Origin of the sequence: Streptomyces sp. NPDC002701 (assembly GCF_042889045.1) — a bacterium.
Taxonomy (GTDB): domain Bacteria; phylum Actinomycetota; class Actinomycetes; order Streptomycetales; family Streptomycetaceae; genus Streptomyces.
The window spans coordinates 62,161-73,226 of sequence record NZ_JBIAQL010000028.1 but is presented as its reverse complement, the minus strand read 5'-3'; the positions used below and the strand labels follow the sequence as shown (position 1 = coordinate 73,226).

Sequence of the window (11,066 nt, the reverse complement as noted above, 5' to 3'; positions counted from 1 at the left end):
CGGGGCGCTTTCGGGGGGGCCGCGGGAGCCGCCCCCGGGGCCGGTTAAACGCGCCTGCCAACGGGCCCCGCTTACCCGGGGGGGGGGGGGCCCGGGGGGGGCCCCCCCGGGGCCCCGGGGGGGGCCACGCCGTCGCCGTACCGTCAGTTCTTGTCGGTGGACGCGGACTTGGAGCGGGTGGCCGAGGGGGCCGGCCGGAGGGACCGCGCACAGTTCGGCCAGTCCTGGAAGTCGTGCCGCTGGCTCCACAGACGTCTGGCCGCCTGGATGTTCCACTCGGGATCCAGCGCCCTGCGCGGCGTGCCTCCCATCTCCCGCAGCCGCCGGTCGGAGATCTGGAACAGTCCCCAGTTCCTGGTCCCGTCGGTGTTCGGCAAAATGTGCAGCGGGTCCAGGAAGGACTGGCAGTCGGCGACGGCCACCGCGTCGTCCGGTGCCTCGGTGAACACCTGGCGGATGCGTTCGCGGACTTTCTTCGGAGACCAGGTGTCCATGCGTACCGGCGACTCGTACAGGGCCTTCCTCGTCGGGGCGCCGACGACCCCGTTCGGCGCGATGCCCGCGAGCACCTGGAACGCCGTGACCCGGCGCAGTGTCTCGGGGCCGAAGGAACTGTCCACCCCGATCCGGGCGCCGTGGCGCGCGAGCAGCCGCTGCACCTCACGTACGCACTTGTCCTGCTGGCCCATGCTCACGACCGGCTCGCAGCCGTCCCCGTACAGGAGCCGCCGGTCCTCGGCCGGAGCCGCTGTCCCGCCGCCGGGCCACGTGTGCGAGGTGATCGCGGACATCCCCCAGGCGGCGAGGGCGAGCACGACCGCGGTGACCACGCCGATGACGGCGGTACGCCTCCCGCCGGGACCTCGCAGGAGCCGGCGCCAGGCGTCCGGGGACGACCGGGGCTCCGCGCCCGACGGGGGTTCCGCCGGATCCGCCCCGACCTCCCGGGGCTCCACGGGGGCCGCGGCGCCCGGGGGGCCGGGTTCGTCCTCGGACCGGTCCCGGCCGACGGTACGGGAGTCGTCCGCCGCTCCCGCCGCCTTCTCCGCCCCCGGCTCTCCCGGCTCCGCCTCAGCCGGCTCCGTCTTCGTCGCCTCCGGCCTCCCCGCCTCGGGCTTCCCCGCTTCCGCCTTCTGCTCGGAGGCTTCCTCCGTCGCCGGTTTCCCCTCCGCCCGGGGCTCCGCCGGTACCGTCTGGTCCCCCCGTTCCGTGTCGGCCAGGGCCCAGAGCCGGTGCAGCTCCCGCAGTTCGGCTCGTGTCGCCCCGCAGACGGTGGCGATGCGGTGCGCTGTGCCGTAGTCCTGCGGAACCGATAAGCCCATGCAGTAGCGGTGCAGGCTCGAACGGCTGATGCCGGTCTTCCGCGAGAGTGCCTCGTAGCTGTAGCCGGCTCTTTCCCGTAACGCGCGCAGCCGAGAGGCGAAACGTTCGGCCTCTCCGTATCGCACCATGATGATCCCCCCTGACATGAGAGCACCCTGGCTGTCGTCCCCAGGACGTCCCAGGGATGCGGTGTTGTCCCCAGGCCGGGACGCGGTCGGCATCCTAGTACCGCGACGAAGTCCGTCGTGTCCCGTGGACACTTTCGCCGCAAGTGCCCATCGCGGCACGCCCGGCCGCCGACGCATCCCGTCACATCGTTGTCCTAGCACCCGATCGGCTCCATGCTCTGCACGTGGCACTCTCTCCGCGCAGGCGCGAGGCCCCCCGGGGCCGGTACTCCCCCGACCTCCGTCCCGTCCGGGTCGCCCCCCTGGTGCTGGCTCTCGCCCTCCTGCTCGGCTGGGGCATCCACCAGTTGGCCGACCACTACTTCACCCGGGCCGCCGCCGAGCAGGACCCGCCCAGGCCGGCCGACGTCAACGACGTCCTCAAGGCCACCGTCACCGTACTGACCCTGATCGGCGCCGTCCTCGCGGGCCTCTACGCGTACCGCAAACAGCTCCTGGCCGAGGGGGACGCCCATCGTGCCGACGCGAGCCAGCTCGCCGACCGCTACACCACCGTCGCCGAGCAGCTCGGGCACGAACGGGCCGCCGTACGCCTCGCCGGTGTGTACGCCCTCGCCCGTCTCGCGGACGACTGGGAGGAACAACGGCAGGTCTGTGTCGACCTGTTGTGCGCCTACCTCCGCATGCCCTACCAGCCCGACCCCGCCCACGCCGACCACCGGGCCGGGGAGCGGGAGGTCCGCCTCACCGTCCTCCGCGTCCTGCGCGACCACCTGCGGGAGCCGGACTCCCCCGACTCCTGGTGCGACCACGACTTCGACCTCACCGGTGCGCTCTTCGACGGCGGCGACCTCTCCCACAGCCACTTCCGGGGCTCGGCCGACTTCGGCGGCGCGACGTTCACCGGCGGTACGGTCCACTTCGGCTGGGTGGTGGTGGACGGTGGCGGCGTGCTGAACTTCGGCGACACGAGGATCTCCGGCGGCGCAACGGTCGACGTCCGCGAGGCGCGGTTCCGCGAGAGCGGCAAGGTCTTCTTCCACCGTGCCGTGCTCGACCACGGCACGGTCACCTTCCGCGAGGCCATGTTCACCGGCGCCAGTACGGTCAACTTCCGCCACGCGACCTTCGCCGAGGGCAGCGGCCTCGGTTACACCGGCACCCGTTTCCGCGACAGCACCGCCCAGTTCGGAGAGGCGGCGTTCGACGGCGGCACGGTCGACTTCACCGGTGCGAGGTTCACCGGCGGCGGCATCGACTTCGCCGGCGCGGCGCGCGACGGCGGCACGGTCCGCTTCACCGACGCGGTGTTCGACGGCACGGACTCCGACTGGGGCGTGTTCCCCGCTCCCACCGGCACGTAGACCGGGCCGCGCGGGTACGGGCCCGGCCCACGGACACCGGTACAGGGGCGGTCGGCACAGGGGTGCGCGCCGGTCAGGAAGCCGGTCGCAGCGAGTCGACCACCAGGTCGAGGAGCCGGTCGACCCGCTCCTCCGAGTCGGTCGCCGTCGTCGAGAGGAACACCCCCAGGAGCATCATCGTCACGTTCTCCGGATCGACGTCCGAGCGCAGCGAACCGTCCCGCGCGCCGGCGCGGAGCATCAGGGCGATCGCGGCCGTGACGCGTTCCCGCGTGGCGGGCGTGGCGATGCTGCCCGACGCCCAGCCGGCCCGCAGCGTGGCGGACATGCCGCGCTTGATGGCATAGAAGGCGCTGTACCGGGTCATCCACGCGCGCAGCGCGGCCCTCGGGGCAAGCTCCTCCAGGAGTGCCGGGGCGCTGGACACGACCTCGTCGAGTTCGGCGGCGTAGACGGCCTCCACGATCGCCTCGCGGGTCGGGAAATGCCGGTACAGGGTGCCGATGCCTACTCCGGCCGCGCGGGCGATCATGTCGAGCGGCACGACCTCCTGGGTGGCGGCGAACGCCTCTCGGGCCGCGTCGAGAAGTCTGTCGCGGTTGCGCCGTGCGTCGGCGCGCACCGGCCGGTCCGGCGCCGTCGCTCCGCGGCCGGTGGCCGTGGACTCATCCCCAATCAAAGCGGAGACCCTCCGGTTAGTATTACGATGGTTGAAACGGAGCCACTCCGTTTCGTCTATGGTCCCATGCGAAGGGGTACACCCATGTCTTCTCCCGCCCGGTCCCCCCAGACCACCGCTTCCGGCGCGCCGCGCGCCGGCGGTGCCGGACGGCTCGGGGACCGCACGGTTTCCCGGATCGGCTTCGGCGCCATGCAACTGGAGCGCCTGCAGGACGACCGCCGGGCCGCGGTCGCCCTGGTGCGCCGCAGCGTCGAACTGGGGTCAGACCACGTCGACACGGCTGAGTTCTACGGCCACGGCTTCGCCAACGAGGTCCTCCGTGAAGCCCTCCGTCCGGGGGACGAAGTCGTCGTGGTCAGCAAGATCGGCGCAGATCCCGTGACCGACGGCCCCGTCCCCCTCCGCCTCGCCCAGCGTCCCGAGCAGCTGCGCGCCAGCGTCGAGGACAACTTGAGGAGTCTCGGGCTGGAACGGATCCCGCTGGTCAACCTCCGCCGTACGGACATCGGCCCGGGTCTGCGCGCGGAGGGTGACCAGATCGTCGGCATCGAGGACCAGCTCGCCGTGATGACCGCCCTGCGCGACGAGGGGAAGATCGGCGGGATCGGCCTCAGCAGCGTCTCCGCCGACGTCCTGCGCAAGGCCCTCCCCGCGGGTGTCGCCTGCGTGCAGAACGCCTACAACCTCCTGGCCCGGGACGACGAGGAACTGCTCCAGCTGTGCCTGACCGAGGGGGTCGCCTGGGTTCCCTTCTTCCCCCTGGGCAGCGCCTTCGACGGCATCCCGAAGGTGACCGACGAACCAGCCGTCGTCGCCGTCGCGCGTGAGCTCGGCGCGACACCCGCACAGGTCGGGCTCGCCTGGCTGCTCCACCACGCCCCGAACGTGCTGCTGATCCCGGGCACCGCCGACCCCGATCACCTGGAGGCGAACGTGGCCGCCGGATCGCTCGCGCTGGACGAGTCGGCACTCGCCCGTCTCGACGCCGCCACACCCCGCCCCTGGGACAACGTGGCCCGCTGAAGCCCGCCTGGACGGGCCTGGACCGGCTTGGACCGGCGTGACGGCACGAAGCGCATCAGGCCACCCCCGACTCTCGTACGAAAACCAAACAGATCCGGTGCTGCCCGCGCTGACGCCCTGCCCATTAGAGGCGTACCTGGTCGAGACGCTGAAGCTGATCGCGCGCGGGTACACAAACCCCGAGATCGGAGCCCACCTGTGGCTGTCGGTGGACGCCGTGAAGTCGCGCGTCAAACGCACCCTGCTCGCGCTGGACGCCGAAAACCGAGCACACGCCGTCGCGATCGGCTGGCAGCGCGGCCTCCTTGGTCCCGACGCCGGCGCGAAGTCAGCCGCCGCATAACCCGGCCACGCAGACCACCCCGCCGGCCTCCTGGTGCGGCGAAGGGGCTCGTGCCACGCTCGCGTCGTGCCAGGATCCAAGCCTGGTCGGAGGTGTTTTCCCAGTTCCCATCGGTGGCCGCCTGCTTCTGCAAGTACGTCAGGAGCACTCTCTCAGGCACTGGATCGGTGATGTACTTGCCCGATCCGAGGCCCTTCAAGAGTTCAGGGCCTTGCACCCCCTTCACTACTTGCATGTTGCTGTCGCGGATCTCCTGCCTGTCGAGGATCTTCTTGAGATAGAGGTCGACGGCCCCTTTCATGGTCTTCGAGGTCACCCGAAGGTCACTCATGGTTTTCGCGCTGAGGAACTCCACGACGGTGTTCTGCGTGTCGCGAGGCAGTTTTTCGAACGGAAACGGGTCGACGGGCATGTCAGGTCCTTCCCGGCCATGCGGCGTCCGCGCCGGTCATGTGTCCCAGGGCGTGGGCCGGTGGCCGCGGTTCGGTGGTTCTGGCGGCAGAGCGCGCAGGGGGTCAGTCGGCGGCCGGGATGGTGACGGGGACCTTGTAGGTCCAGGTCCAGGGCTTGCGCAGGACGTCAGGCTTGACGACGAAGAGTTCGAAGGTCTTCTCGATGCGTACGAAGTGGCCAGTGACGGTGACGGTGAGGTTGACCGTGGAGGGGCCCAGGATCTTGTCGGTGGCGAAGATCCCGGTGCTCATGAGCGGCATGTTCGCCAGTGACAGGTCCGGCACATGGAACAGCGGGCAGCCCTCGAGCTGTCCTTTGGCGCTCATGTCGATCAGGTCCGTGGGCGTCTCGTAGGCGGCGCCTTCGGAGGCGGCCATGCGGTAGCTCTGGTTCATCTTCTTGCCGTCGGAGAGGTTGACGGCCTTCCAGTCCTCCAGGCTGCGGCTGAAGGAGGTGCCGATCACTAGGCCGGTGCTGACCCCGGTGGTGGGGACGGGTCCGAAGGTGCCAGCGTTGACGTCGAGCTGGAACTGGGAGCTGGAGGTCACCGACGAGACACCCGAGGTGGTCTGCGGGCTGTCCGTGCGCAGCGTGAACGCGGAGCTGTCCAGGGACATCGTCACGTCGACCTGGTCGCAGAAATAGCCCCGCAGGTCGTCCTTGTCGTACTGCATCGCCCCCGAGATGCTGGCCGCGACGTTCGAGCCCTCCAGGCTCACCGACAGGAACGTGCGCTTCATGCTCTTGATGTTGGTGACAACGGCCTCGCCGTTCAGCCGCAGGGCTGCGACCTGCGACTCGTAGCCCTTCTTGTCGTACTTGGCGAACGACGTCGTTTCCTGCGCCATGTCAGTTCCCTTTCACTTTCATGTCCTGGCAGCCACCCTGTGGCAGCTACTGGTCCATGAATGTAACGAGGGCTGATAAACAAAAAATGAAAGAGATCCGGCAGGAAGCGGAGGGAGCAAAACCCTCGACAAGAGCATGTGTTGGCGTATGTGGTACGGGATACGTAACGAATAGGCTCTCCATTCCGTTTATCGCCGCATTGCCCTTCCTCAAAAAAAGCTCAAGCGACAGAAGCCGCATTTCCAGGCACCATCATATTCGGCCATCCGTCTGAGGTTCGTGCCGACCAGAAGAACTCGTCACCTGTGCACATGCATTCTGCATGGAAGGTCTCCTGACAGCACACCCACAGACTCGGCCCCTGCTCGCGCTGCTCGCGCAAAGGCCGGCGGTGCCCTCGCCGCCGGAGCAGACGAGGTTGCCATACAGCGCACGGACCTACGCGCTCACCGCCGGCGGACAGCGGTACGAGAACGGGCAGCTGATCACATCACGTCTCGGCGCTGACCCACAGCCAATCATCTTCCCGGACGGTGAGTCGGCGAAGTCGGCAGGCGCCTCGTCCGGCGAGCTCCTCGCGGCGCACGCAGCGAGCGGAGCACCATTCGTCACCGCGACTTCGGCTCTCGTGCCGACCGCTCCGCTGATCCGTGCCCTGCTCCCGCTGCTCGGCCGCTTGCTGTCCGTTTCGGCCCTGCGACGCCTCGCCGTCGACCGGCTCGGCCGGACCACGGTGAAGACCACAACACCCCGTCCGCGCAACTACTCCTGGGGACACGCTGCCGTCGAGTGGGCGGACGGCACCCGGCATGAGGGGTGGCTCCGCGCCGGCGACGGCATGGACTTCACGGCTGACGTCACCCCCACCCTCACGGAACTGCTGGCCCGTGGCGTCGGCAAGCCCGGAGCCTGGACACCGGCAGCCGCCCTCGGGGCCGACCTTGCGGCAACCGCAGACGGCACCTTCGTACTGGACTGAGGAACACCGACACCCGCCACCCGGCGACCGCCTGGCGAGTGAGCAGCAGCCGCAGCGTGGACAACGGGCCGTCGTCCGGCTCACCCGCCGGAGAATCCCGGCGCGATGGCGTTTCCGATCCCATCGCCCCGGGCGCCAGCTGTCCAAGACCTATCGGGCCACGTCGACACCTGTCGGATATTGCACGGAAATCCCCCTACGCGTCGTGGGTTTGCCCCGTTTTCCGCCCTTCCCGAGCCTCCTACGCTGGCGCCATCAGCCGGAAGTGCCGCCGCCCAGGGAATCCCTGTACAGCCAGCCCGTCTGGGCACTTTGTCACCGCTGTACGGTCTGTCACGATGGTCAAAATCGGCGCCCTCCAGTAGGTTCCCGCTCTGCAGCGACATCGGATCGACGTCCGGACCGCGATCGACCGGACATCAGAAGTGATCATGGAGGTCCTGGAATTGCCTCGCCGAATACTGAGCCTGTTATCGGCCCTGGCCTGCGTCGGCGCGGTCGTGGTGGGTGCCACGTCCCCCGCGGGCGCAGCGGAGCCGGAGCCTGAGACGATTCCCATCGATCTCCTTCTGGCCGGTTCCTACGCGAATGCCGTGCGCGATGCGATCGACATTTGGAACGAGGCTGTTCCGGGTATCGAGTTCGTCGAGCAGGAGACCCCGTCGGCCCTGCGGGTCAAGGAATACACGACCGCGACCGGTACCGGTTCACATGTCTACGTGAATGGCCTGGGCCGAGGTTGGGTCTACCTCGAAACCGGCGACGCCCAGGTCTACAAACCCACCCGTATCGCCGTTCACGAGCTCGGACACATACTGTCGATGGCCGACCTAGGCCCGGGCAGCCCCTGCTCCAAGATCATGTCGGGTGGCTGGGCCGGCCCTGAATGCGTGAGCGTTCAGCCCGACGCCGAGGAGGTTGCCGAGGTGGCATCGTTCTTCGCCGCCCATGATGTCGGCGACCCGGTGCCCGGGTGGCCGCCCCCGACGGACGACTAGGGCCTGTGTGATGTCGTGATCAATCGATGGTTTTCACCAAGTCGTCGATCCAGATCATGGCGGTGCGGAGGTGGAGGCCAGCGAGGTAGCTGTCCGGGGTTTTGTCGTAGCGGGTGGCGATGCCTCGCCAGGCTTTCAGCTTGTTGATCAGACGTTCGACGGTGTTCCGTCCTTGTAGAGATCGGCGTCGTGGCTGATGGGTCGGCCTCCTCGTGCGCCCTTCTTCTCGTGGTTGGCGGCCTGGTCCCGTTTCTCCGGGATGACGGCCTTGATTCCGCGTTTGCGCAGGTAAGCGCGGTTGCCGCGAGACGAGTACGCCTTATCCCCGGCGACCGCGTCGGGCGTCGTACGGGGACGGCCGACCGGCAGCCGGACTCTCACCTTCGCGAGCACGGGGATGAACTGTGGGCTGTCCCCGGCCTGCCCGGCGGTCAAAACCAGCGCGAGCGGACGACATCTGCGGTCCGCGGCGAGATGAATCCTGCCCGTGAGTCCGCCCCCGGACCTGCAGAGCAGGGCTTCCTTCAGACGGAGCTTGCGTCTGCGCCGGATGCGTCGGCGTTCGGCCTGTCCGTTCTGTTCTTCCGTGCCGCCCCTTTTTGGCGGGCTGCCTCCTGCTCCTGCGCGGCTTCTTCCAGGGCCTTCATGAGGTGCTTGGTGACCCGCATCCCTGTGGCGTCGTGGTGGGCGCGGACCGTGGTGGAGTCCACGCTGACCAGCGACAAGTCCGTTCTACCCACCTGGGCCCCCTTCGCAATCGGGCCTCCCAACAGGGCCGTGAAGACACCGGCGTCCCGCCACACACGGAAGCGTCCGTAGACGGTGGCCCAAGGGCCGAACTCGGCAGGCATCTCCCGCCACTGCCCACTGGAGCGGAACCGCCAGATCACACCCTCAGACTGCTCCCGCAACCTCTCCGGATACGGCCCGTACCTACCGATCGGCAGGTACGGCTCGATGAACTTCCACTGGGCAGTGGTGAGTTGCCCGGCGTGTCACGACCCCAGTCCTGCCGGATTCCATCCCAGGAAGAGGCCAGAACCCTGCAGCTGATCACGACATCACACAGGCCCTAGGAGCTGTTCGGAGTCTGATGCTCGGTGGTGTGCTGGTCCGGGCTGGTAGAAGCCGCGTGTGGCGCGTTTTGTGTGACGGATGCCGAGTGGAAGTTGATCGAGGCTCGTCTGCCGGTGGCGGCGACGGGTCCGCTGCCGCGATGGGTGCGGGACCAGTTCAACGGGGTGTGGTGGAGGTTCCGTACTGGCAGCGGCTGGCGTGATGTCCCGGAGCGCTACGGGCCCTCGTCCAGGGTGTACTCACGGGTCAACGCCTGGTCGAAGGCCGGGGTGTTCCAGGCGTTGAGGGACGGCCTGATCGTCGAGGCGGCCGCACGCGGACAGGTCGGGCTGGAACTGGTCAGTGTGGATTCCACGGTCGTGTGGGCCCATCATGAATCGGCATGCCTGGCGGTCGCCGGGGAGACCCTGGACGCTCTCGAACAGGCCCTGACCGAGGAAAAGGTGCCTCTGTGGCTTTCGTCAAGCTGTAGCGGGTGTGGGCGGCTGGTAGAAGGTGCCGTCTCGGAGCATGGCGAAGAGGACGTCGATGCGGCGGCGGGCCAGTGCGATGAGGGCGGCGACGTGGTGCTTCCCCGCGCGTCGTTTGCGGTCGTAGTGGGCGCGTGACTCGGGCTGGGACAGTGAGGCGAACGCGGCGAGGTAGCAAGCCCGCTGTGCTTGTTTGTTGCCGCGTTTCGCGGGGTGCTCGCCGCGGATGGACGAGCCGGAGTTCCTGGTCACAGGTGCCAGGCCGGCGTAGGCGGCGAGGTGTCCTGCCGAAGCGAAGCCGCTGCCGTCACCGACGTCGACGTCGACGAGGATGCGGGCCGCGGTCCTGATCCCGATGCCGGGCATCGAAATCAGGACCGCGGAAAGAGGGTGGGCGTCCAGGAGCTTCTCGATCCGGGCGGCGAGGAGTTTGCGCTGGTCAAGCACTGTCTGGAGTGAGCTTGCGAGGCTGGGCACTATCAGCGCGGCCGCGTCGGTGCCGGGGACGACGACGGTCTCCTCGTTGAGTGCGGCGAAGATGTCGTCGACCAATCGCTCGCCCATGCGAGGTGCCTTCGGCCGTATCAGCGTAACCAGACGTCGTTTTCCTGCCTTGCGGATCCGGGCCGGGGAGCCGAACTGGTCCAGCAGTCCGAGCACAGCCGGATGCCGGATTCACGGACCCAGGACCCGTTCCAGGGACGGATGGATCTGGGTCAGCAGGCCACGGAGCCGGTTGGCGATTCGGGTGGACTCGCCCGCCAGGTCGTCGCCGAAGCCCGTGATCATGGCCAGTTCCGCGACTGTCTCGTCGGCGAGGTCGAGGGTCCGTAGGGTGTGGGGCATCGTTCGGGCGGCATCGGCGATGATGAACGCGTCACGGGCGTCCGTCTTGGCCTCGCCGGATACAGATCAGCGATCCGTCGCATCGTCAGGCCGGGTAAGTAGGCCACTGGGCAGCCCACATCGCGGGCGACTGCCAGGAGAAGAGCCCCGACAGAAGCCGGCTGGTCGACGACCACCAGCACCGTCCCGTGCTTGGCCTGCAGCCTCTCGAACAGCTCTCGCAGCTTCGGCTCGCTGTTGGGAAGCGGCTTGTCGAACACCTTCTTTCCAGCCCGGCTGACGGCGGTGGCGTGGTGTTCGCCCTTGCCGACATCCAGACCGAGGTAGACGTCGATGCCACCGTCAGTGGTCATGACCGTTGCTCCCGTGTTGCTCTCTCCCCGGCCTCACCTGCGGCATCAGCGTGCCGACAGCCACGTTACGAAGAGCCTGCCTCGCCCCGCAGGGGATCAGCGCTCGTGCCTCTAATCAGCGGTCTGCCAATGCATCATCGACTGGGGGATCAAGTCATACCGGGGCCGAAGGGCGGGA

General features: G+C 68.4%; 9 protein-coding genes and 3 pseudogenes. 6 read left to right on the top strand and 6 right to left on the bottom strand.

Translation table 11 applies throughout. From position 1 onward, the window contains the following. Nucleotides 1-143 precede the first annotated feature (143 nt). Complete coding sequence (locus tag ACFYXC_RS37465) at nucleotides 144-1,451, bottom strand: helix-turn-helix domain-containing protein (RefSeq protein WP_389557112.1); 1,308 nt, start codon at nucleotides 1,449-1,451, stop codon at nucleotides 144-146. A 224-nt stretch (nucleotides 1,452-1,675) separates the two neighbouring features. Between ACFYXC_RS37465 and ACFYXC_RS37460 the strand changes: the two genes are divergently transcribed. Continuing rightward, nucleotides 1,676-2,815: a pentapeptide repeat-containing protein gene (locus ACFYXC_RS37460; RefSeq protein ID WP_389557110.1), complete on the top strand. Its 1,140-nt coding sequence runs from the start codon at nucleotides 1,676-1,678 to the stop codon at nucleotides 2,813-2,815. A 73-nt stretch (nucleotides 2,816-2,888) separates the two neighbouring features. On the opposite strand, the gene ACFYXC_RS37455 is transcribed toward ACFYXC_RS37460, so the two are convergent. Further along, nucleotides 2,889-3,494, bottom strand: a complete 606-nt coding sequence (locus ACFYXC_RS37455) for a TetR/AcrR family transcriptional regulator (protein WP_389557108.1) — start codon at nucleotides 3,492-3,494, stop codon at nucleotides 2,889-2,891. Nucleotides 3,495-3,578: 84 nt separating this feature from the next. Between ACFYXC_RS37455 and ACFYXC_RS37450 the strand changes: the two genes are divergently transcribed. Together ACFYXC_RS37450 and ACFYXC_RS37445 are read left to right on the top strand one after the other, a co-directional pair. Next, nucleotides 3,579-4,520 (top strand): aldo/keto reductase, encoded by a 942-nt coding sequence (locus ACFYXC_RS37450; RefSeq protein WP_389557106.1) that lies wholly within the window; start codon nucleotides 3,579-3,581, stop codon nucleotides 4,518-4,520. Nucleotides 4,521-4,617: 97 nt separating this feature from the next. Beyond that, complete coding sequence (locus tag ACFYXC_RS37445) at nucleotides 4,618-4,863, top strand: response regulator transcription factor (protein ID WP_389557104.1); 246 nt, start codon at nucleotides 4,618-4,620, stop codon at nucleotides 4,861-4,863. Nucleotides 4,864-5,378: 515 nt separating this feature from the next. Here the strand turns inward: ACFYXC_RS37445 and ACFYXC_RS37440 are convergent. Next, nucleotides 5,379-6,164 carry a hypothetical protein gene (locus tag ACFYXC_RS37440; RefSeq protein ID WP_389557102.1) on the bottom strand — a complete coding sequence of 262 codons (786 nt, stop codon included), beginning with the start codon at nucleotides 6,162-6,164 and terminating at the stop codon, nucleotides 5,379-5,381. A gap of 419 nt (nucleotides 6,165-6,583) precedes the next feature. Between ACFYXC_RS37440 and ACFYXC_RS37435 the strand changes: the two genes are divergently transcribed. After that, the gene (locus tag ACFYXC_RS37435) at nucleotides 6,584-7,144 is read left to right on the top strand and encodes a hypothetical protein (RefSeq protein ID WP_389557101.1); all 561 of its coding nucleotides are present in this window, start codon (nucleotides 6,584-6,586) and stop codon (nucleotides 7,142-7,144) included. A 431-nt stretch (nucleotides 7,145-7,575) separates the two neighbouring features. After that, entirely contained in the window at nucleotides 7,576-8,142 is a 567-nt protein-coding gene (locus ACFYXC_RS37430) for a snapalysin family zinc-dependent metalloprotease (protein WP_389557099.1), read from the top strand. Between the two features lie 19 nt (nucleotides 8,143-8,161). On the opposite strand, the pseudogene ACFYXC_RS37425 reads toward ACFYXC_RS37430, so the two are convergent. Beyond that, nucleotides 8,162-9,141 (bottom strand): annotated as a pseudogene (locus ACFYXC_RS37425) (IS5 family transposase). A gap of 101 nt (nucleotides 9,142-9,242) precedes the next feature. On the opposite strand from ACFYXC_RS37425, the pseudogene ACFYXC_RS37420 reads away from it, so the two are divergent. Then, nucleotides 9,243-9,443 (top strand): annotated as a pseudogene (locus ACFYXC_RS37420) (transposase); the annotation flags it as partial. Here ACFYXC_RS37420 and ACFYXC_RS37415 read toward each other — a convergent pair. Together ACFYXC_RS37415 and ACFYXC_RS37410 are read right to left on the bottom strand one after the other, a co-directional pair. Beyond that, complete coding sequence (locus ACFYXC_RS37415; RefSeq protein ID WP_389557122.1) at nucleotides 9,434-9,574, bottom strand: hypothetical protein; 141 nt, start codon at nucleotides 9,572-9,574, stop codon at nucleotides 9,434-9,436. The pseudogene ACFYXC_RS37420 and the gene ACFYXC_RS37415 sit on opposite strands and share 10 nt — an antisense overlap. 106 nt (nucleotides 9,575-9,680) lie before the next feature. Further along, nucleotides 9,681-10,888, bottom strand: a pseudogene (locus ACFYXC_RS37410) (IS110 family transposase). Between the last annotated feature and the right edge of the window lie 178 nt (nucleotides 10,889-11,066).